Annotated in this window: 16 protein-coding genes; 3 read left to right on the forward strand and 13 right to left on the reverse strand. The window is 72.8% G+C overall.

The genetic code is table 11. The annotated features are described in order from the left end of the window. Positions 1-10: 10 nt before the first annotated feature. The 4 genes from ABT008_RS00535 to prmC all read right to left on the reverse strand — a co-directional run bounded on the left by ABT008_RS00535 (position 11) and on the right by prmC (position 4,424). Positions 11-2,122: a transglycosylase domain-containing protein gene (locus tag ABT008_RS00535; RefSeq protein WP_350692440.1), complete on the reverse strand. Its 2,112-nt coding sequence runs from the start codon at positions 2,120-2,122 to the stop codon at positions 11-13. Positions 2,123-2,217: 95 nt separating this feature from the next. Then, a complete protein-coding gene (locus ABT008_RS00540) occupies positions 2,218-2,829 on the reverse strand; it encodes an arsenate reductase/protein-tyrosine-phosphatase family protein (protein ID WP_350692442.1) in 612 nt (203 codons plus the stop codon). Continuing rightward, on the reverse strand, positions 2,830-3,474 hold the full coding sequence (locus ABT008_RS00545) for an L-threonylcarbamoyladenylate synthase (protein ID WP_350693141.1): 645 nt from the start codon (positions 3,472-3,474) through the stop codon (positions 2,830-2,832). Next, a complete protein-coding gene (gene prmC / locus ABT008_RS00550; RefSeq protein WP_350693142.1) occupies positions 3,474-4,424 on the reverse strand; it encodes a peptide chain release factor N(5)-glutamine methyltransferase in 951 nt (316 codons plus the stop codon). The genes ABT008_RS00545 and prmC overlap by 1 nt, the downstream gene beginning before the upstream one ends. A gap of 83 nt (positions 4,425-4,507) precedes the next feature. Between prmC and ABT008_RS00555 the strand changes: the two genes are divergently transcribed. Continuing rightward, positions 4,508-6,058: a GGDEF domain-containing protein gene (locus ABT008_RS00555; RefSeq protein WP_350692444.1), complete on the forward strand. Its 1,551-nt coding sequence runs from the start codon at positions 4,508-4,510 to the stop codon at positions 6,056-6,058. A gap of 6 nt (positions 6,059-6,064) precedes the next feature. Here ABT008_RS00555 and prfA read toward each other — a convergent pair whose 3' ends face one another. The 4 genes from prfA to thrB form a co-directional block, all read right to left on the reverse strand. Continuing rightward, positions 6,065-7,153 carry a peptide chain release factor 1 gene (prfA, locus tag ABT008_RS00560; RefSeq protein ID WP_350692446.1) on the reverse strand — a complete coding sequence of 363 codons (1,089 nt, stop codon included), beginning with the start codon at positions 7,151-7,153 and terminating at the stop codon, positions 6,065-6,067. Positions 7,154-7,247: 94 nt separating this feature from the next. Further along, entirely contained in the window at positions 7,248-7,472 is a 225-nt protein-coding gene (rpmE, locus tag ABT008_RS00565) for a 50S ribosomal protein L31 (RefSeq protein ID WP_350692447.1), read from the reverse strand. A 427-nt stretch (positions 7,473-7,899) separates the two neighbouring features. Continuing rightward, on the reverse strand, positions 7,900-9,981 hold the full coding sequence (gene rho / locus ABT008_RS00570; RefSeq protein WP_350692448.1) for a transcription termination factor Rho: 2,082 nt from the start codon (positions 9,979-9,981) through the stop codon (positions 7,900-7,902). 296 nt (positions 9,982-10,277) lie between these two features. Continuing rightward, a complete protein-coding gene (thrB, locus tag ABT008_RS00575) occupies positions 10,278-11,222 on the reverse strand; it encodes a homoserine kinase (RefSeq protein WP_502890308.1) in 945 nt (314 codons plus the stop codon). A gap of 127 nt (positions 11,223-11,349) precedes the next feature. Between thrB and ABT008_RS00580 the strand changes: the two genes are divergently transcribed. After that, positions 11,350-11,826, forward strand: coding sequence for a hypothetical protein (locus tag ABT008_RS00580; RefSeq protein ID WP_350692451.1), 477 nt, complete (start codon positions 11,350-11,352; stop codon positions 11,824-11,826). Positions 11,827-11,836: 10 nt separating this feature from the next. Here the strand turns inward: ABT008_RS00580 and ABT008_RS00585 are convergent, their stop codons facing one another. From ABT008_RS00585 to ABT008_RS00595, 3 genes are all read right to left on the reverse strand, one after another. After that, a complete protein-coding gene (locus ABT008_RS00585; protein WP_350692453.1) occupies positions 11,837-13,081 on the reverse strand; it encodes an MFS transporter in 1,245 nt (414 codons plus the stop codon). Positions 13,082-13,190: 109 nt separating this feature from the next. Beyond that, positions 13,191-16,475, reverse strand: coding sequence for an efflux RND transporter permease subunit (locus ABT008_RS00590; RefSeq protein ID WP_350692454.1), 3,285 nt, complete (start codon positions 16,473-16,475; stop codon positions 13,191-13,193). Positions 16,476-16,484: 9 nt separating this feature from the next. Beyond that, the gene (locus tag ABT008_RS00595) at positions 16,485-18,383 is read right to left on the reverse strand and encodes an ABC transporter ATP-binding protein (protein WP_350692456.1); all 1,899 of its coding nucleotides are present in this window, start codon (positions 18,381-18,383) and stop codon (positions 16,485-16,487) included. Positions 18,384-18,456: 73 nt separating this feature from the next. Between ABT008_RS00595 and ABT008_RS00600 the strand changes: the two genes are divergently transcribed. Further along, positions 18,457-19,023, forward strand: a complete 567-nt coding sequence (locus ABT008_RS00600; protein ID WP_350692457.1) for a TetR/AcrR family transcriptional regulator — start codon at positions 18,457-18,459, stop codon at positions 19,021-19,023. A gap of 29 nt (positions 19,024-19,052) precedes the next feature. Here the strand turns inward: ABT008_RS00600 and ABT008_RS00605 are convergent, their stop codons facing one another. Together ABT008_RS00605 and thrC are read right to left on the reverse strand one after the other, a co-directional pair. After that, on the reverse strand, positions 19,053-20,258 hold the full coding sequence (locus ABT008_RS00605; RefSeq protein ID WP_350692459.1) for an acyltransferase family protein: 1,206 nt from the start codon (positions 20,256-20,258) through the stop codon (positions 19,053-19,055). A gap of 147 nt (positions 20,259-20,405) precedes the next feature. Beyond that, positions 20,406-21,455: a threonine synthase gene (gene thrC, locus ABT008_RS00610; RefSeq protein ID WP_350693143.1), complete on the reverse strand. Its 1,050-nt coding sequence runs from the start codon at positions 21,453-21,455 to the stop codon at positions 20,406-20,408. Between the last annotated feature and the right edge of the window lie 18 nt (positions 21,456-21,473).

The following is a 21,473-nucleotide window of genomic DNA, read 5'->3' on the forward strand; positions in this document are numbered from 1 at the left end:
CCGGGATCGCTCAGTCGCCGCTGCGGGTGGTGGTGTACCGCCACGCGGTCGTCTCGCTGGGCGGCACGAAGTCGCGGGGCGGCACGTCGCGCAGCGCGAAGGCGAGGATCTCCCCCACCCCCTCCACCATCCGGCTCTGCACCGCCCGGCCGACCGCGTCCTGCGGGTCGTCGGGGTTGGCCGCCATCGCCGCCGCCGCGAGCTGCGGGGTGAAGGCCACCACGGTCTCCGTGGCGTACCGCTCGGAGCTGCCGGTCTTGCCGGCCACCGGCCGACCGAGCTGACCGCGCAGGGCGGAGGCGGTGCCGCCGTCGCAGCCCTGGTACATCGACTGGTCCCCGACCGGGCAACGGGCGGCGTCCGCCGCCGCGCGGGCCACGTCGACGTCGAGCACCTGGCGGCAGTCCGGCTGGCCGGTGGTCACCCGACGGCCGGTCCCGTCGACGATCGAGGTGACCGGGGTGGGCGCGCACCACGTCCCCTCGGCCGCCAGCGTCGCGTACGCCCCGGCCAGGTCCAGCGGGGTGGTGGCGGCCACCCCCAGGGTGAACGGCCCCCACTCGCGCGCGCCGTGCCGGGCCAGCCGGACGTCGTCCTCGGCCCGCAGCACGATGCCGAGCCGCTCGGCCATCTCCACCACCCGGTCCGCGCCGACCCGCTCGGTCAGCCAGACGAAGTACGTGTTGACCGACTCGCCGAACGCGGACCACATGTCGTGCTCGCCGCGCATCGAGACGTTGGCGTTCGACGGGCACCAGTACCCGCCGCAGCTCGTCTCACCGCTGATCCGGTAGTCGGTGACGATGCGCGACGGAGCGTCGTAGACGGTCCGCAGCGGCATCCCGGCCTCCAGCGCGGCCAGCATGGTGAACAGTTTGAACGTCGAACCGGCCTGGTACCCGACGATCGTGCCGCCACCGGCGACGAGTTGGTTGACCGTGTTCGGGTAGTTCTTCTGCCCGGGCGGGTTGGCCTCGACGCTGTAGTTGCGGTTCACCGACATGGCGAGCACCCGCCCGGTGCCGGGCTCGACGACCGCCGTCGGCATGGCGTACGGCTCGTCCACCGAGTAGACCCGCCGTACCTGCTCGGTGGTGGCCCGCTGCACGCTCGGGTCGAGCGAGGTCACGATGGTGAAACCGCCCCGACGCAGGGTGCGCTGCCGCTCGTCGACCGTGCTGCCGAACGCCTTCTGCTCGTTCCACCAGCGGGTGAACCAGTCGCAGAAGAAGCCCCAGTCGTTGTGCCCCGAGGGCACCGCCGTGCAGTCGTTCGGCGTCTCGCTGGGGCGCAGGTTCAGCGGTTCGGCCCGCGCCGCGTCCGCCGCCTCGGCGGTGACCTGACCGGTGCTGACCAGTTGGTCCAGCACGTACCCCCGGCGGGCGGTGGCCGCGTCCGCGTCGCCGTTGATCGGGTCGTCGGTGTGCGGGGAGCGGACCAGCCCGGCCAGCATCGCCGACTGTGCCAGTGTGAGCCGGTCCGGCGAGGTGGAGAAGTAGCGCTTGCTGGCGGCGGCGACGCCGTACGCCCCGGCACCGAAGTACGCGATGTTGAGGTACCGGGTCAGGATCTGCTCCTTGGTCAGCTCCCGCTCCAGCGCCAGCGCGTACCGCATCTCCTGGATCTTGCGGGCGGTGCTCACCTCGGTGGCCGCCGCCCGTTGCGACTCGGTCAACCGGGGGTCGGTGCTCAACACGTTGCGGACGTACTGCATGGTCAGGGTGGAGGCGCCCTGCCGGGTGCCGCCGGCGCCCTGGTTGGCGGCGAAGGCCCGCGCCACGCCCCGCAGATCGACCCCGCTGTGCTCGTGGAACCGGACGTCCTCGGCGGCGATGATGGCCTGGCGCATCACCGGGGCCACCTCGTCGAGCGGCACGTCCACCCGGTCCTCCTGATAGAAGGAGGTGATCAGCGTGGTGCCGTCCTTGGCGTACAGGTTGGAACGCTGGGCCGTCGGTGGTGTCCGCAGCGTGTTGGGCAGCTCCGTGTACGGCGCGGCCATCGCCGAGAAGCCGATTCCGAACACCAGCGCGGCCGGCAGCGCCGCCACCGCCAGGGCCAGGCCGGCCAACGTGCCGGCCAGCAGGACGGTGAACACTTTCGGCAGGAACGCCCGGGTCATCAGCTCTCCCCGCAGGAGCCGTCAGGACCCTCCCAGAATGGCGTTAACCACCCTTTGCACCCTGGTTTTCCTCAAACCCGGAGGAAGTTCACCGATCAGGGCAACAGGATCGCCGCGAGCGGGTGGATCGTCTCCTCGATCTCGTCCGCCACCCGGCTGAAGCACTGGTCGCCGCGCCCCCACGGATCGTCGAGGTCGTCGCTGGGCAGCAGGGACGTGCCCTGGCGGGCGACGTTGGCAGCCTCCACCACGGCCATGCCCCGGGCGTACACCGCGTCCGGAGTGGCCTCGGCCGAGGGCAGCCCGTCGCGGTCCAGCGCGGTCAGCAGCCGACCGAACTCGCCCAGCACGAAGGTGCGCGCGGCGGCGTCGGGGCGCAGCGCCACCACGTACTCCTGCTGGTCGGCGGTGGCGGTCAGGACCAGGTCCGCGGCGTCGATGTGGTCGGACCGCAGCTTCCGCGCGGCGAAGCCGGTCACCGCGCCGCCCCGGGTGGTCACCTGGCGGGCTGCCGGCGGGTTCATCTCCTCGCCGGCGTGCCAGCCACCGGTGCCCGCGCTGTGGCTGTACAGCAGTTCCTCGGCCCGGCCGGGGTCGAGGTCATGCCGGGCCAGCCGCTGACCCACCGCGAGGGTGAGCAGCCGCTCCGCCATCGGCGAGCGGCAGATGTTCCCCATGCAGACGTGCAGGACGGTGAACGGAGGCATTCACGCCACCTGGCTCTCGACCAGTTCCGGCACCACGTCGCGCAGCCGGGCCAGGTCGATGGCGCCCTCCCGGACCACCGTCGGCACCTCACCGGTCAGGTCCACGATCGTGCTGGGCACCGGGTCGACGGCCGGTCCGGCCTCCAGGTACGCCCGCACCGAGTACGCCAGTTGCTCCCGCGCCTCGTCGGCGGTCTGCGCCGCCGGACGGCCGATCTTGTTGGCCGAGGCGACCGCCATCGGGCCGGTCTCCCGCAGCACCTCCAACGCCACCGGGTGCAGTGGCATGCGGACCGCCACCACCCCACTGTCGTCGCCCAGGTCCCACCGCAGGCTCGCCGAGTGCTTCACCAGGATGGTCAGCGCTCCCGGCCAGAACGCCTCCACCAGGTCGCGGGCGGCGGGCGGCAGCGTGTAGACCAGACCGTCGAGGGTGTGCCGGGAGCCGATCAGCACCGGTGGCGACGCCTGCGTCCCACCCTTGGCGTCCACCAGAGCCTTCACCGCGTACGGCGTGAACGCGTCGGCACCGACCCCGTACACGGTGTCGGTCGGCAGGACGACCAGTTCGCCGTTGCGCACCGCCTCGATGGCCGCAGCGATGCCGCGGTCCCGGTCGGCGAGGGACCGGCAGTCGTAGAGCATCACGAGGAGCCAGTCTGCCACGTGTCGCCCGTCGCGGGTCGCCGGTGGTCCGTGCGACGGAACGCGGTGGCGAAACGGGACCGGCCGGCGAGGTCGCGGTGGGCGGTGATCGCGGTGTACCGGCCGTCGGCGGCGAGCAGCCCTGGCACCGAGGTGCCGTGGGTGTCGTCGTGCTCCACGCCGACGGCGCCGCCGGGACGCAGCAGGTCCGCCGCCCGCCGCACCACCGGACGGATCACGGTCAGGCCGTCGTCCCCGCCGAACACCGCCTCGGCCGGGTCGTGCCCGGCCACCTCCGGCGGTACGGCCACCGCGAGCGGCACGTAGGGCGGGTTGCAGAGCAGCACGTCCACCCGACCGACCAGCCCCGCCAGCAGGTCCGGTGCGGTCACGTCGGCCGTCACCACCTCGATCGGCCGGTCCCCCGCCGCCTCCCGGGTCGCCGCGTTGCGACGCAGCCAGGTCACCGCGGCGGGCGCGCGCTCGACCGCCACCACGCGGGCGGCCGGCACCTCCTGCGCCACCGACAACGCGATCGCACCCGATCCGCTGCACAGGTCCACCACCACCGGGGTCTCCCCGTCGGCCGCCCGCTCGGCGGCCCGCTCGACGCCCCAGCCGGCGAGCAGTTCGGTCTCCGGACGGGGCACGAAGACACCCGGCCCGACGGCCAGCTCCAGATGCCGGAAGCCGGTGCTGCCGGTGAGGTGTTGCAGTGGCTCCCGCCGGGAACGCCGGGTCACCAACGCCTCGAAGCGGGCCCGTTGCTCGTCGGTGAAGCCGTCCGCGAGCGCCAGCCGCCCCCGGGGCACCGCCAGCACGTACGCGGCCAGGAGTTCCGCCTCGGCGCGGGCCGAGGGCAGCCCGGCGTCGGCCAGGATCCGGGCGGCCCGCGCCAGCACGACGGTGGGGCGCTCTCGTCTCGTCCCTTCGGACGGGTGTTGCGGCACGGAGGTCACGCAATAATCATGAGTCGTCGCGGTGCACGTGCATAAGCGGGTGCATCCGGCGACACACCGACGGGAGGTCGCGGGTGGGCTGGCTCGACCGGGTCGATGACCAGGTTGACGCCCTGACGAAGGCGCGGGCGTTGCAGGAGGTGAGCCGCTCGGTCGAGGCGTCCGCAATCCTGGACCGGGTGCTGTGCACCAGCAGCGACTCCCGGGTCCGCGCCGACGCGCTCGTCCAGCGGCTCTCCGCGTTGATCAATCTCGGTCGCACGGCGGAGTACACCCGGGCGATCGAGGAGGCGTCCGCCGCCGTACGCGACCTCGCCGAGCCGTACCTGCACGGCCATCTCAACGCGCTGGCCGCGCTGGCCGCCCACCACCAGGGCGCGCTGGACCGCTGCGTGACGCACCTGGTGAAGGCCGCCCGGGCGCTGGGCGCGGTCGACGACCCGGACCGCGACACCGCCTGGGGCTGGCACGACCTGGCGATGGCGTACTCCTACCTCAGCTTTCACGGCTACGCGCTCGGCGCGATCGAACGGGCCCGCCAGCTCGGCACCGCCGCCGGCATCCCGGAGGAGACGTTCGCCGCCCCCGGGATCCGACTGCGCAACGCGGTCGCCCTGGACCACACCGGCGACAGCGACGGCTGCCTGCGGGTGCTGCGGGACGTCGCCACCGACCTCGACCGGTTCGTCACCGCCGGTCGCGCCGACCGACTGCGGCCGAGCAGCCTGGCCGCGTACGGCTACGCGGCGGCCCGTCGGGCCGCCCTCGGCGACGAGTTCGACTCCCCCGCCGGCGCCGACCCGGCCCGGTTGCTCGGCCACGGCGCGGACAGTGCCCGGGCCCGCGACATGCGCCAGCTCGGCCATGCCTGCCTCGCCGTGGCGGCCGGCCGGCCGATCGAGGCGGTCACCCGACTCGACGCCGTCCAGGTCTCCGCCGAGACGCTCGGGGCGGCCGAACCGGCCCGGCTGCGCAGCATCGCGCTGGCCCGCGCCGGTGACCACGCGGCGGCGCACCGCGCCGACCGGCTGGCCTTCCGGCTCGCCGCGCAACGGCACGACCGGCTCCGCGACGTCTACATCGACGGCATCGCCGCCCGGATCGACCACGAGGAGATGCGCCGCGAGGCCGCGCGGTTCGAGGGCGAGGCGCTGACCGACCCGCTGACCGGGCTGCCCAACCGGCGCCGGCTGGAGCGGTACATCGCCTCGGTGGTCGCCCGGGGCGAGCGCGTGGTGATCGGCGTCTGCGACCTGGACGGCTTCAAGGCGGTCAACACCCGGCACGGCCACCACTCGGGCGACCTGGTCCTCCAGCGGGTCGCCGGAGTGATCAACCGGGTGATGCGCCGGGGCGACTTCGTGGCCCGCTACGGCGGCGACGAGTTCGTGGTGGTGCTGGCCGGTGCCGGAATGTCCGAGGCCGCCGAGGTGGCGCGTCGGATCGACGCCGCGATCCGGACCGAGGACTGGGAGTCGCTGGTGCCCGGCACGCCGGTCGGCGTCAGCATCGGCTTCGCCGAGGTGGGCACTGCCGGGCCGGGGCAACGGGACGCGCTCGGCGCCGCCTTCGAGGCCGCCGACCGCGAGATGTTGCAGGCCAAGGCCCGGCCGCGTACCGCCTGAGCGGCGTCAGCGGCGGGCCAGCTCCGGGTCGCCGGCCAGGCGGGCGGCGCGGTCCGCCTCGCTGAGCGCGTCGAGCACGCCGTCCAGGTCGCCGGCCAACGCCAGATCCAGGTTGTACGCCGTGTAGCCGATGCGGTGGTCGGTGATCCGGTTCTGCGGGAAGTTGTAGGTGCGGATCCGCTCCGAGCGGTCCACCGTACGGACCTGCGCCTTGCGCGCGTCCGAGGCGGCGGCGTCGGCCTGCTCCTGCGCGGCGGCCAGCAGCCGGGCGCGCAGGATCCGCAGGGCCTGCTCCCGGTTCTGCAACTGGGACTTCTCGTTCTGGCAGGAGACCACGATGCCGGTCGGTAGGTGGGTGATCCGCACCGCCGAGTCGGTGGTGTTGACCGACTGGCCACCGGGACCGGACGACCGGAAGACGTCGATCCGCAGCTCGTTCGGGTCGATGGTGACGTCGACCTCCTCGGCCTCCGGCAGCACCAGGACGCCGGCCGCGCTGGTGTGGATCCGCCCCTGCGACTCGGTCACCGGCACCCGCTGCACCCGGTGCACGCCGCCCTCCCACTTGAGCCGCGACCAGACGCCGTGGCCTCCGTCGGGCACACCCTTGGTCTTGATCGCCAGCGAGACGTCCTTGACCCCGCCGAGGTCCGAGTCCTGCGCGTCGATCACCTCGGTGAGCCAGCCCCGCCGCTCCGCGTACCGGGTGTACATCCGCAGCAGGTCACCGGCGAACAGCGCGGACTCCTCGCCGCCCTCGCCGGCCTTGATCTCGACGATGACGTCCTTGGCGTCGTGCGGGTCGCGCGGGATGAGCAGCTCGGCCAGGCGTTCCTCCAGGGCCGGCAGCGTCGACGCGATCGTCTCCGCCTCCGCCGCGAACGACGCGTCCTCGGCGGCCAGCTCCCGGGCCGCGGTGAGGTCGGCCCGGGCCTGCTCCAGCTCCCCGGCGGCCTTGTGCAGCGGCACCAGCTCGGCGTACCGGCGGCCGACCCGACGGGCGGTGCCCTGGTCGGCGTGGATGGCGGGGTCGGCCAGACGCTTCTCCAGCTCGGCGTACTCGTCGAGGAGGGCGGCCAGGCGCTCGCTGCTCATGCTGCGGATCGCTCCTTGGACGGCGGGGAGACCGGACGACAGACGGACGACGCCCGCGTCCGGGAGAAACCGGACGCGGGCGTCGGACCAGGAGCTACTTGGCCTTCTTGGCCTGAACCTTGGCGTACTTCTGCTGGAACTTCGCGACCCGGCCCGCGGTGTCCAGGACGCGCTGCTTGCCCGTGTAGAACGGGTGGCAGGCGCTGCACGTCTCGACGTGGATCGAGCCGCCCTTCGCGGTGCTGCGGGTGGTGAAGGAGTTGCCGCAGGAGCAGGTGACGTTCGTGGTCACGTACTCCGGGTGGATGTTGGACTTCATCTCGCCTCGGTCCTCTCGTCTAGGTCGCCGGGTCGCCCTCGCGCGCCAGTGCGCACGATCGGGGCGTGAACCGGAACCGGTGGCCGATTGACCAGTCTGCCATGGGGCCCAGCCGACCCGCGAAGCGGGCCGTACCGGCTGGTCGGCCAGGTCAACGCCGGACCCGCTCTGCGCATTCCCCGCACGGGCTGGCGCATTCCGACCCGCCGAACATGCCGGCGGGTCGGCTACCACCCGCCGCCCTTTGCTCTGCTTCACCCCACGCGGCGGAGACGCCCGAACCGATGCGCCGGTTGAAGCAGAGCAAAGGCGGCACAGGAGAGGCGCGTGGGTCCGGCGTGGCGGCAGAGAGACCCTCCGGCGGTACGTCGAAGGGGCGCGACCGGATCGGCCGCGCCCCTTCGACGTAGGTCTCACCCGGTGGAGGTCACTCCCCCGGCGTCGACTTGGCGATCTGCATCAGGAACTCGATGTTGGTGCGGGACTGCTTGAGCCGGTCCAGCAGGAGGTCGAGTGCCGCCTGCGAGTCCAGCGAGTGCAGCACCTTGCGGAGCTTGTGCACGATGGCCAGCTCCTCCGGCGCGAGCAGGATCTCCTCCTTGCGCGTACCGGACGGGTGGATGTCGATGGCCGGGAAGGTCCGCTTGTCGGCGATCTTCCGGTCCAGCTTCAGCTCCGCGTTACCGGTGCCCTTGAACTCCTCGAAGATGACCGTGTCCGCCATCGAACCGGTCTCCACCAGCGCGGTGGCGAGGATGGTCAGCGAGCCGCCGTTCTCGATGTTCCGGGCCGCGCCGAGGAACCGCTTCGGCGGGTACAGCGCGGTGGAGTCGATACCACCCGACATGATCCGGCCGCTGGCCGGCGCCGCCAGGTTGTACGACCGGCCGAGCCGGGTCACCGAGTCGAGCAGAACGACCACGTCGTGACCCAGCTCGACCAGGCGCTTGGCCCGCTCGATCGCCAGCTCGGCGACGGTGGTGTGGTCCTGCGGCGGGCGGTCGAACGTGGCCGCGATGACCTCGCCCTTCACCGACCGCTGCATGTCGGTGACCTCTTCGGGCCGCTCGTCCACCAGCACCACCATCAGGTGGCACTCCGGGTTGTTGTGCGTGATCGCGTTCGCGATCGCCTGGAGCACCATCGTCTTACCCGCCTTCGGCGGCGAGACGATCAGCGCCCGCTGGCCCTTGCCGATCGGCATGACCAGGTCGATCACCCGGGTGGTGAGGATGTGCGGCTCGGTCTCCAGCCGCAACCGCTCCTGCGGGTACAGCGGGGTGAGCTTGTAGAACTCCGGCCGACGCTTGGCCTCGTCCGGCTCCATCCCGTTGATGCTGTCCAGCCGGACCAGCGGGTTGTACTTGTCCCGCCGCTGCTCGCCGTCGCGTGCCGCGCGGACCGCACCGGTGATCGCGTCACCGCGCCGCAGCCCGTACTTCTTGATCTGGGACATCGACACGTACACGTCGTTCGCGCCGGCCAGGTAGCCGGTGGTCCGGACGAAGGCGTAGTTGTCGAGCACGTCGACGATGCCGGCCACCGGGACGAGCACGTCGTCCTCGCCGACCTGCGGCTCGCGACCGCCGCTGTCGCCGCCACCGCCCTCGTTACGGTCGCCACGACCGCGTCGACGGTCCCGGAAGCGGCTGCGCCGGCTACGCCGACCGCCGCCCTCGTCGTCGTCACCGTCGTTGTCGCGGTCGGCCCGCTGCCCGCGCTCGCCCCGGTCACCCCGGTCGTTGCGGTCACCACGGTCGCTGCGGTCGCTGCGGTCGCTGCGCTCGCCCCGGTCACCCCGCTCGGTGCGCTCAGTGCGCTCGCCCCGCTCGGTACGGTCGCCACGGTCGCCCCGCTCCGCACGCTCGGCGCGGTCGGCACCACGCTCGCCGCGCTCGGCACGGTCGGTCTTCTCGGCACGGTCGGCACCGCGCTCGGCGCGCTCGCCCCGCTCCGCGCGCTCGGGACGTTCGCCCCGCTCGGCACGGTCGCCCCGCTCCGCACGCTCGGCACGGTCGGCACCACGCTCACGGCCGGACCGGCCCTCGGTGCGCTCGCCGGTCTCGGCGGCGGGCTCCTCGGTGCGGGGCTCCTCGGTCCGGGGCTCCGCAGCAGCGGTGGCCCGGCTGCGCCGGGTCCGGCTCCGGCCCTCGGTCTCGACGCTCGCCGCCGGTTGCTCGGCGCGGCGCTCGGCCTCCGGCCGCTCACCCGCGTCGCGAACCTCCGCGTGGACCTCCTCGCGGACCGGTGCGGCGGCCGCCGCGACCTCGGCCCGTGGTCGAGGGGCCCCGGCGGCGCTGCCCTGGCGCTCGGAGATCGCGCTGATCAGCTCGCCCTTGCGCATACGAGCCGTACCCGAGATGCCGAGCGACGCGGCCAGGCTCTGCAGCTCCGGCAGCAGCATCGCCGACAGGCCGGTGCCGCTGCGCCGACGCCGGGCAGGGGCAGCGGTGGTGGCATCGCCAGCGACGTTGGAAACATCCGACGTCACGTCGGTGGTGTCGCTCAATGGATTCCTTCCCTCGATAAGGCCGGGACTGCCCGGAATCGACTAACAGGTGGCCGGGCGGCCTCGGTGCACCCGCCTCGCATGACGCTTCGCGGGAGTCTGTGACACAGCAGCCGGTCGGTCGCCCGACCCTCCAGGAAGCCGGAGAGCGGGTTTCGCCGTCTGCGGCGACCAGTGAAGACTGCGGTGCGGCGTATGCCTAAGCAGGGGTGACGGGCTTACCGCCGAGAGCTTCGGGGGTGCGCCGACCCGCAGGAGATCGCATGCTTCGCGGCTGTGCTAAGTCTAGAGCGTAATCAACTCTTCCGACCTGCGGCAACAGGGTCCCGCTCCGCGTGTCCGAGTCTACCCTGCTCGACCTGCGCGCCGGGCACGTCTATCGGCAACTGCAGAACCTGCCATTCTGTTCCCGCGTCGAAGCCTTCCGGCAGCTCAGACAGAGCGAGCACGGTTGGTCCGGCCCCACTGACCACGGCGGCCACACCGGCCGCACGCAACTTGTCGACCACTGCGGCCGTACCCGGCATCGACGGTGCGCGATAACCCTGGTGCAGTCGGTCGACGGTGGCCGGCAGCAACAGATCCGGCGCGGTGGTCAACGCGTGCACCAGCAGCGCCGCCCGCCCGGCGGTGAGCGCGGCGTCAGCGTGCGGCACGGTCGCCGGTAGCGCCGCCCGCGCGGAGGCGGTCAGCCCGCGCTCGGTCGGCACCAGCACCGTCGGGCGTACGCCCTCGGCCACCGGCAACGTCACCGCCCGCGCACCGGCGGACTCCGTCCAGGCCAGCGTGAACCCGCCGAGCAGACAGGGCGCGACGTTGTCCGGATGCCCCTCGATCCGGGCGGCCAGCCGCAGCGCGGCGTCGTCGTCGAGCCGCTGCTCCCCGTCGACCACCAGGGCCCGGGCCAACAGCACGCCGGCCACGATCGCCGCCGAGGAGGAACCGAGCCCACGTGCCTGCGGGATCCGGTTGACACACTCCAACGCCAACCCGGACGGCTGGCCGCCGAGTTCGTCGAAGGTCGCCCGCATGGCGCGTACCACCAGGTGCCCGTCGTCGGCCGGCAGGTCGTCGGCGCCTTCACCGGCCACCGAGACGGTCACGCCACCCGCCGTCACCTCGGCGGCGACGTCGTCGTAGAGCGCGAGGGCGAGGCCCAGGGCGTCGAAGCCGGGACCCAGGTTCGCACTGGTGGCGGGGACCCGGACCCGGACCGGGCCGGCGGCGAATGTGGTCGGCACGCCGCCCATGCTAGGGCCCCAACGACGACGTCCGGCACGCCGCCCGTCCCCTGGGACGCAGCTACCGCCTGAGCACGCTTGCCGACAGGTCCTAGTCTGCCCAGACCGACGGCTTCGGGAGGACTGCGTGTACGACTTCAGGTATCTGCTGGTGCAGGTGGCGATGGAGCTGCCGACGCTGGCGGTGCTGATCACCGGCGGCGTACTGGCGGCCTCCTCCCGGGGTCGGCTGTCGGAGGCGGTCCGCCGCCTGCTGCTGGCCGGGCTCGCCGTCCTCCTGGTCCTCACGCTGTTCAGCACCGCGTGGTCGGTCGCCCTGCCCTGGGTGGCCGCCGAGGGTCCCGCCCGTTTCGGCGCGCTGTCCCTGGTGGTCGGAGTGATCCACGCGCTGCTCCTCCCGGCCGGGTTCGGGCTGCTGATCGCGGCCGCGTTGGCCGGCCGGCGGAGCGGCCCGGCACCGGGCCCGACCGGACCGGACGCCCCCGCAGCCTGGGACGCGTCGCCGGCCGACGCTTACCAACCTCCGGTGGACGCCTACCAGCCGCCAGCCGACCCGTACGGACCTTCGGCGGACCCGTACCGACCGCCCACCGTCACCCGCTAGCGGGGCGGTTCTACCGAGTCCCGGTCTCGGCGACGGTCGGCGCCACGGCGGCGAGCGAGAGTCGTCGGGTGGCCACCCGCCAGCCGATCGCGTACGCCAAAGTCACCAGGCCGCAACTGGCCAGCACGATCCGTTCGTCCACCACGTCCACCACCGAGGCGACCGCGAGTTGGCTGACCGAGATCGCCAGCGTCGCCAGCATCATGTCGGTGGCGAACACCCGACCCCGCAACCGGTCCGGCACCTCACCCTGCAACGCGAAGTTCGACATCACCCAGTTGCTGCCGCCGGCGAAGTGCGCCACGAACACCAGCACCAGCACCAGCGGGAACCAGGGCACCACCGAGGTGCCCAGATAGGCCAGTCCGTACGCCGACATGGACAGTGCCAGTCCGGGCAGCAACCAGGCCCGGTTGGTCAGCACCCGACGCATCAGGATCGGGCCGACCAGTGCGCCCGCGCCGCGTACCGCGAACAGCAGGCCGGTGCCGAGCGCGCCGACCCCGTACACCCCGGCCAGCAGCGGGAAGACGGTCAGCACGCCGTTGCCCAGGCCGACCGCCGACTTCACCGTCACCAGGGCCAGCACCCGGGGGCGGTGCGCGATGTAGCCCAACGCCTCACGGATCGCCGCCCAGGTCTGCGGCGGCGCCTCGTCCCGCTCGCGCGGCGCCTGGAGGGGACGGCGGATCCGGGTGGCCAGCACCGCGGCGAGCACCAACGCGACGGCGGCGACCCAGAAGCAGACGTACGGCCCGGCGGCCGCGCTGAGGACGCCGCCGAGGGAGGCACCGACGACGGTCATGGTGCCCCAGGCCGACCCGGCTACCGCGTTGCCCGCGGCCAACTCCTCCGGGTCGAGCACGTTCGGCAGGGCCGCCTGCGCGGCCGGGGAGTAGAACGCCTTGGCCACCGCGATCACGCCGATGCCGAGCATCGCCAGCCAGGCCGTGTCGGCGTCGCGTACGCCGAGCAGGAGCAGGGCGCCGACCAGCGCGGCCGCGTTCGCGGCGATCATGATCTTGCGACGGTCGAACCGGTCGGCGATGGTCCCGGTGTACGGCAGCAGCAACGCCACGATGCCGGTGTCCACGGCCAGCACCAGCGCGCCCCACACGCCGCTGCCGGTGAGCTGCGGCAACAGGACCAGCAGCGGCACCATCACGAACCAGTCGGCGCCGAAGACCACCAGTTGGGCCAGGAAAAGGCTGCGGAAGTTCCGGTTGCGGGTGATGACCCCGACGGTGGACGCCACGAGCCGGACCCTACCCGGCCGCCCTCCCCCGGTGAGTCGTGGCGCGGACACCCGGATGTAAGGAGGGGTCCCCTGCTATGCACGAGGCGTTAGTAGGGGACCCCTCCTTTCACTCGGTGGGTGGGAACGGCGAGTTGCGGGTCTTCGGCAGCCGGAGCACCTCGAACTGGTCGGTGTTCTCGATCAGCGCGCCGGAGGGCGCCGCCGGCACGGGTCGGCTCTCCGGTTTCCGCTCCTCGGCGGCCGGCGCGGCCGGATCCGCCTCCCCGCCGACCGGCTCGTCGCCGGTCGCGTCGGCGGGCTCGACCTCGCGTCGCTCGTCCTCGGGCGGCGGGCCGGACCGGCCCCGACGCCGGCCCCGCACCGACGCCTTGGTGTCCTCCACCATGGCGTACAGCGTGGGCACCAGGATCAGCGTGAGCAGGGTGGAGCTGAGCAGGCCGCCGATCACCACGATCGCCAGCGGTCGGGAGATGAACCCGCCCTCGCCGGTGAGCCCGAAGGCCATCGGCGTCAACGCGAAGATGGTCGCGATGGCGGTCATCAGGATCGGGCGGAGCCGGTGGCGTCCACCCTCGACCACCGCCTCCCGGACGCCCATCCCCTGGGCCCGGTACTGGTTGACCAGGTCCAACAGCACGATCGCGTTGGTCACCACGATGCCGACGAGCATGAGCACGCCGATCAGCGCCGGCACGCTCAACGCGGTGCCGGTGGCCAGCAGCAGGGCGACCGCGCCGGTGGCCGCGAACGGAATCGAGACCAGCAGGATCAGCGCCTGTACGACGCTACGGAAGGTCGCCATCATGATCAGGAACACGATCGCGATCGCGGCCAGCACGGCCAGACCGAGATCGGCGAAGGTGTCCCGCTGCTCGGCGCTGACCCCGCCGATGGTCAGGGTCGCTCCGGGTACGTCGATCGCGTCCAGTTCGCGTTGCAGCTCGCTGCTGATCGCGCCCAGGTCGGAGCCGGTGACCGTGCCGGTCACCGAGACACTGCGCTCACCGTCGATCCGCCGCACCTGCTGTGGTCCGGTGGTCTCGGTGACCTCGGCGATGTCGTCCAACTTCACCGCGCCGACCCGCATCTCGCGCAGCTCGGTCACGGTCGTCGGCGGCTGCGCGGACAGCCGCAGCACCACGTCGCGCGCACCGTCGTCCAGGCTCACCTGACCCAGCGGCGTACCCCGGAACGCCTGCGCGACGAGCTGGCCGACCGCAGCCTCGGTGAGCCCGGCCCGGCTGGCGGCCGTCCGGTCGACGGTCACCTCCACCCGTGGCACCTGCTCGGTGAGGGTGGACGAGACGTCCTCGACGCCCCCGAGGCGGGTCAACACCGCCTCGGCCTGCTCGGCGGCCCGGGTCAGCGCCTCGGGGTCGGCGGCGCGCACCACCACGGCCAGCTCGTTGGCGGACGCCCCGCCCTGGCCCGCCGGGAAGGTGATCTCGCCCGCCTCGGCGCCGAGCGCCCCGATGCGGTCCCGCAGGATGCCGCGCATCTCCTTGGCGTCGGTCTCCTCGCCGAGCAGCAGCGCGTAACTGGCCACGTTGTTGCCGGCGCCACCGCCCCACGGCGAGTCGCCGCCACCGGCGGTGACCTGGTACGACCGCACCCCCGGCGTCTCCGCCAGCACCGCCTCGACCCGTCGGGCCGCCGCGTCGGTGCCGACCAGCCCGGTGCCCACCGGCAGCTCCTGCCGGATGTTCAGGGTGTCCTGGCCGGAGTCGTCCAGGAAGTTGGTCTCCAACTGCCGGGCCAGGCCGACCGTGCCGAGCAGCACCACCAGCCCGGCCGCCAGGGTGGCCCAGCGGAACGCCCGCCGCCCGGTGGCGAACCGGATCACGGGCAGGTACGCCCGCTGCAACGGGCTGCGCAGTTCCCGCTCCTCGGCGGCGCGGCGCACGGCTGCCCCGTCGGCGCCGGTGACCGGCTTCAGGAACCAGTACGCGAGCACCGGCACCACCGTCAGCGAGACCAGCAGCGAGGCCAGCAGCGCCACCGTGACCGTGATCGCGAACGGTGCGAAGAGCTGGCCGACGAAGCCGCCGACCAGGGCGATCGGCGCGAAGACGGCGACCGTGGTGAGCGTGGAGGCGGTGACCGCTCCGGCCACCTCGCGGACGGCGGTGAGGATCGCCTCCCGCTTCGGTCCGCCGTATGTGAGGTGCCGTTTGATGTTCTCCAGCACCACAATCGAGTCGTCCACCACCCGCCCGACGGCGACCGTCAACGCGCCGAGGGTGAGCAGGTTGAGCGAGTAGTCGCCGATCCAGAGGGCGAGCAGCGCGACCACCACGGACAGCGGGATGGAGACCGCAGTGACCACGGTGGAGCGGATCGACAGCAGGAACACCAGGATGACCACCACGGCCATGATCAGGCCCAGCAGACCCTCGGTGCTCAGCGTCTTGATCGACTTCTCCACGAACGGGGCCTGGTCGAGCACGACGGTCAGCTCGGCGCCGGAGGCGGCCCGCAGGCCGTCGAGCCGGTCGGCGACCGCGTGCGAGATCTGCACCGCGTTGCCGTCCGGGTCGGCGGTGACCGTGATGCCCAGGCTCTCCCGACCGTTGGTACGCGTGATCGCGGTGGCCGGGGCGAGTTGCTCGGAGACGGTGGCGACGTCGCCCAGGCGGACCGGACCGGTCTTGCCTCTCGCCGGCGCGACGATGACGGCCCGCAGGTCGTCCAGCGTGGTCAGTGGCGAGCCCACCTGCACCGGCAGCGCCCGATTGCCGTCCAGGACCGCCCCGGCGGGCACCGACACCCCGTTGACCTGCAACGCGGTGCCGATCGCGGTCGGCGGCACGTTGGCCCGGGACAGCTTGGCCGGGTCCGGGGTGATGACCACCAGGTCGTCGCGGACGCCGGTCAGCTCGACGCCGCGTACGCCCTCGATGGCCGCCAGTTCGGGCACTACCGTGTCCCGCAGCGTGGCCGCGAGGGCACGCTCGTCGTCACCGCCGCTGGCGGCCAGCACCACGGCCGGCAGGTCGTCCGTGCTGCCCGCGATCACCTGCGGCTCGACCTCGTCGGGCAGCCGGGTGCGGTTGAGCGCGGTCTGCATCCGGTTGACCACGTCGTCCAGGTCGGTACCGAACTCGTACTGCACCTGGATGGTGCTCAGGCCCTCGCGGGAGGTGGAGGTGACGCTGTCCAGCGCGGGAATGCCTTGCAGGCTGTTCTCGATCGGCACGGTCACCTGGGACTCGACGACCTCGGGACCGGCACCGGGGTAGGACGCCACGATGAACGCGGCGGGGAACTCCAACGAGGGCAGGAGTTGCTGCTTCAGCGACGGCACGGCGTACGCACCGAACGCCGTGGTCACCACCGCGATGAGGGCGACCAGCCCTCGGTTGGCGAGGCTGAATCTGGCGAGCAGCGACATCGGCGTGGCTCACTCCTGGGGGAGACGTTCGAAGGGCACGAGCAGTGTGCCCGACCCGGTCCGCCCGTCGGTGTCCGGGGCGGGCCCGGCGGGCACCGGTTCGGCGGTGCCGATCCGCAGCGACGCCACCAGGTCCCGGTACAGCGCGTCGGTGCGCAACAGGGTGGCGTGGTCCCCGACGGCGCGGATCCGTCCCCGCTCCATCACCACGATCTGGTCGGCGTCGAGCACGGTGGAGAGTCGGTGCGCGATCGTCACCACCGCCCCTTCCTGGGCCCGCTGCCGGACGCACCGGCTCACCACCGCCTCGGTCAGGCCGTCGACCTGCGAGGTGGCCTCGTCGAGCAACAGCACGTCCGGCGTACGCAGCACCGCCCGCGCCAGCGCGATGCGCTGCCGTTCGCCGCCGGAGACGGTGGTGGCCGCCAACGGCGTGTCCAGCCCGAGCGCCAGCCCGCTCACCTTCTCGTGCAGGTTCACCGCCCGCAGCGCGGTCCACAGTTCGTCGTCGGTGGCGTCCGGATGGGTGAAGCGCAGGTTGTCCCCGATGGTGCCGGGCACCACCGGCGCCTCCTGCTCCACGTAGGCCAGTCGGCCACGGATCTGCGCCGGGGTGTGGTCGGCGTACCGACCGCCGTCGAGCAGCAGTTCCCCGTGCTCCGGTTCGACGAAGCGCAGCAGCAGGGAGAACAGGGTGGTCTTGCCGGCCCCCGAGGGCCCGACCAGCGCGGTGTGGCCGACGCGGGGGATCTCCAGGTCGATGTCCCGCACGGCGGGTGGCGCCGAGGGCGCGTACCGGGCGGTGACGCCGCGCAGCGTCAGCACCGGCCCGGCGGGGTCGCGGTATCCGGCGGTGACGACCGCCGGTACGGGCTCCGGTGCGGCGGCCGTGGTGGTGGTCGGCGACGAGCCGGGTTCGACCTCCACCGCCTCGATCTCGCGGAGCCGGCCGGCCGCCGCGATCCCGGCCTGCATGGCGGTGAGGTTCTGGGTCAGCTCGCTGATCGGCCCCATCAGCCCGAAGGCGTAGAGCAGGAACGCGATCAGGGTGGACACCTCGATCAGGCCGCGTTCGGCCCGCGCCGCGCCGACGCCCAGGATGACGATGACCGCGAGCTGGATGCCGGTCCAGGAGATCGTCCACACCAGGGCGCTGCGCCGGGCGGCGCGAAGTCCGTGCTCGGCGGCGTCGCGGGCGTGCGTGGTGAGCGCCGACGTCTGACGCTGTTCGGCGCGGCTGGCCTTGACCGTCCGGATGGCGCGCAGTGAGCCTTCCAGGGCCCCGCCGAACCGCCCGACCGATTCCTGGGCCGCCTCCTGGGCACGGCCGATGGAGGGCAGCAGCAGTCCCATCAGCACCGCCACCACGACCACCGCGACCATGGTGGCGCCGAGCAGCACCAGGTCGAGCGCGCCCATCAGCACCAGCGTCCCGACCAGCGCCAACGCACCGTTGGTCAGGCCGACCAGACTCCCGGACGCCTGGTGCAGCAACGCGGGGTCGGAGGTGGCCCGGGTGACCAGTTCACCGCCGGAGCGGTGGGTGAGCTGGTCGATCCGGGCGGCGAAGTAGCGGCGGATCACGCCGGTGCGGGCGTCGAGCACCACCCGCTCGGCGATGCGGCCCATCAGGATCCACTGCCACAGCGAGATGGCGGCACCGACCACCACGAGCACCAGCAGCACGGCGACCGGTCGGGCCAGCGACTCGCCGGCACCGAGGGTGTCCAGCACCCACTTGGTCACCAGCGGGGTGGCCAGCCCGGCCGCGTTGGCGACCAGGCCGAGCAGCAACCCGACCAGCATGGCCGGCCAGTGCGGTCGGAGATAGGTCAGCAGCAGCCTGGTGCGGGCTCGCGGGGCGGTCGGCTCCGGTTCGGTCGCGATGGGTACGCCGGTCACAGTCACCCCGCAATGGAACACCACTGTTCCACTACGGGCAAGCAGTATTCCGAATCCGTACGTTGGTAACCTGTCCGGCGTGACGACCACCGACGAGAGCGGCAGCCGGGCGCGGACCCGGCAGGCCATCCTGCAAGCCGCGATCGAGGTGCTCAGTCACCACCAGGCCGCCAGCCTCGGCGAGATCGCCACCGCCGCCCAGGTCGGTCGGACCACCCTGCACCGCTACTTCGCCGAACGCTCCGACCTGCTGGCCGCCGTGGCAGCCGAAGGTGCGACCCGGCTGAACGAGGCCACCGGACGCGCTCGCCTGGCCGACGGCACCGGCGCCGAGGCGCTGCTCCGCCTCTGCGCGGAGTACTTCGACCTGGGCGACCTGCTCTCGCTCGTCTTCGCGGAGCCGGCGATCATCGAGGACCCGGTCTGGGGCACCGAGGTCTGCGACGACGACTTCTACGCCGTGATCGCGCGGGGCCACGCCGACGGCAGCATCGACCCGGCGCTGCCCGCGCCGTGGGTGCAGTCCGTGCTCTGGTCCCAGTTGTACGCCGGCTGGAGCTACCTGGCCTCGCACGAGGTCTCCCGGCACGAGGCCCTCGGCCTGGTCATCCGAACCATCGCCGGCGCGGTCGCGCCCCGGGCCTGACCGTCGGCGTCACTCGACCCCGACCGCCGTCACCCGCCCGACTCCCCCGGCGCAGCCGACGACACAGGCCCGACCGACGACCCCGGCCCGACCTGTGACATCGGCCCGGTGATCGGCACGGGCTCGACCAGCCCGTCGGTGGCGGCCCGCCGACGCGGCACGCCCGCACCACCTCGGCGTGTCGACTGTGGCACCGCCGGGGCGCCCACCCGCAGCAGCCGTGGCCGCCGCCGGGCGGCGAAATCCTCGATCCACCCGACGGCCAGCGCCGCGACGACGGTCAGCAGGACCATCCCGACCAGGCGCAGCCCCACATGGGCGACGGAGTCGAAGGAGAGCCACGGCATGAGCAGAGCGGTGATCGCCGCGCTGGCCGGGATGTGCCACAGATAGACGGTGAGCGCCCGGGCGTTGACCAGGCGCAGCAGCCCGCCGCCCCGCGCCGGCCGGGCCGCCCCGGACGAGCGGAGGGCGCCGGACGAGCGGGGAGCCAGCCGCAGCAGCGCCGCGACCCAGGCCACCGACCAGATGGTGGAGCCGGCCGGGATGTGGTTGAGCTCGCTCGGCGTACCCGTGGTGGCGGCGAGCAGCACCCAGGTGCCACCGACGGTGGCCAACACCAGGACCAGGCCGTGGTAGAGGCGGGCCGGCACCCGCCGCAGCAGTCCGTCGTGGTAAGCGAAACCCAACAGCCAGCAGGGCAGGTACGACACGACGAAGTAGAACTGGGTGACCCCGGCGAGATACGTGCACACCGGCAGGGCGGTGGCCGCCGCGAGCACCGGCCACGGCCAGCGGCGGTACAGCGGCAGGAGCAGCGGTGAGAGCAGGGTCAGCCACAGGTACGTCGAGACGTACCAGAGCCCGACGGTGAACGCCCACCCCCAGGACATCCCGCCCGCCGACGGCACCCGCAGCGGCAGCAGCCACCAGAAGACGTCGCCGAACCCGAACCCGCTCGGCGTACCGGTCACGCGACCGGCGACGACGACCAGCACCAGCACCGTCGCGCCGAAGGCCCAGAACGGCACCAGCAGCCGCCGCATCCGGCGGGCGACGGCCCGGGTGCCGTACCGGTCCAGCGACGCGGCCAGCAACGCACCGGCGACGCCGAACATGACGCCCATCGCCGGGACCAGCAGGCTCAGCCACAGCCACCCGGTGGCGTGGTACAGCAGGACCCGGGCCAGTGCCGCGGCGCGCAGCAGGTCCAGGTAGGAGGTCCGTGGCTGCACGGCGACGACGGACGCGACGCCTGTCGCGCCGGGTGCCCGCGGGGCCTCGGCAGCCACCGGGTCGGTAGCCACCCCACAGTTGTACCGCCAGAAGCCGCTTTTGCTGCCAAAACGCCCATAAAGGAGAAAGTGGGCGGTTCTGCGGCCTCAGGCGAGGTCGAGCGAACGGGCCGCGGCGAGCGGGTCGTTGGCGATGGTGACCGGCGCGGGCGCCGTGGTGATCGCCCACTCCGGATCCTTGAGGCCGTGCCCGGTGACGGTGCAGACCACGGTGGACCCGGCCGGCACCCGACCGGCGGCGGCCTGCTGCAACAGGCCCGCCACACTGGCCGCGCTGCCCAGCTCCACGAAGACGCCGACCTCCCGGGCCAGCAGGCGGTACGCGGTCAGGATCTCCCGGTCGGTGACCGCCTCGATCAGGCCGCCGCTGGCATCCCGGGCGTCCAACGCCTTCGTCCAGCTCGCCGGGTTGCCGATCCGGATGGCGGTGGCGATCGTGGACGGCTCGGGCACCACCTGCCCGGTCACGATCGGCGCGGCACCGGCGGCCTGGAAGCCGTACATCTTCGGGGTGCGGGTGGCGTTGCCGGCGTCGCGGTCCTCGACGTAGCCCATCCAGTACGCGGAGATGTTGCCGGCGTTGCCGACCGGCAGGCAGTGGATGTCCGGCGCGTCGCCGAGCGCCTCCACGATCTCGAACGCGGCCGTCTTCTGACCGTGCAGCCGGTCGATGTTGACCGAGTTGACCAGCGCCACCGGGTAGTCCTGGGCGAGCTTGGCGGCCAGCGCCAGGCAGTCGTCGAAGTTGCCGTTGACCTGGAGCAGCTTCGCGCCGTGCACCAGGGCCTGGGCCAGCTTGCCGAGGGCGATCTTGCCCTGCGGCACCAGCACCGCGCAGGTCACCCCGGCGCGGGCCGCGTACGCGGCGGCGGAGGCGCTGGTGTTGCCGGTGGAGGCGCAGATGATCGCCTTGTTACCCGCCTCGACCGCCTTGGAGACGGCCATCGTCATGCCCCGGTCCTTGAACGAGCCGGTCGGGTTGGCGCCCTCCACCTTGAGATAGACGTCGCAGCCGAGCCGCGCGGAGAGCACCGGCGCGGGCAGCAGCGGCGTGTTCCCCTCGTGCAGCGTGACGACCGGCGTGGCGTCGGTGACCGGCAACCGGTCCCGGTACGCCTCGATCAGACCCCGCCACATGCCGCTCTCCTCGCCTCT

It is taken from the genome of Micromonospora sp. NPDC002389, from assembly GCF_040296095.1.
Classification (GTDB): domain Bacteria; phylum Actinomycetota; class Actinomycetes; order Mycobacteriales; family Micromonosporaceae; genus Micromonospora.

Coding starts and splice junctions, on each gene's coding strand:
- ABT008_RS00540 (WP_350692442.1), bottom strand. CDS start 2,829: ATGCCTCCGTTCACCGTCCTGCACGTCTGCATGGGGAACATCTGCCGC.
- rpmE (WP_350692447.1), bottom strand. CDS start 7,472: ATGAAGTCCAACATCCACCCGGAGTACGTGACCACGAACGTCACCTGC.
- ABT008_RS00535 (WP_350692440.1), bottom strand. CDS start 2,122: ATGACCCGGGCGTTCCTGCCGAAAGTGTTCACCGTCCTGCTGGCCGGC.
- prfA (WP_350692446.1), bottom strand. CDS start 7,153: ATGAGCAGCGAGCGCCTGGCCGCCCTCCTCGACGAGTACGCCGAGCTG.
- ABT008_RS00590 (WP_350692454.1), bottom strand. CDS start 16,475: ATGTCGCTGCTCGCCAGATTCAGCCTCGCCAACCGAGGGCTGGTCGCC.
- ABT008_RS00545 (WP_350693141.1), bottom strand. CDS start 3,474: ATGCTCTACGACTGCCGGTCCCTCGCCGACCGGGACCGCGGCATCGCT.
- thrC (WP_350693143.1), bottom strand. CDS start 21,455: ATGTGGCGGGGTCTGATCGAGGCGTACCGGGACCGGTTGCCGGTCACC.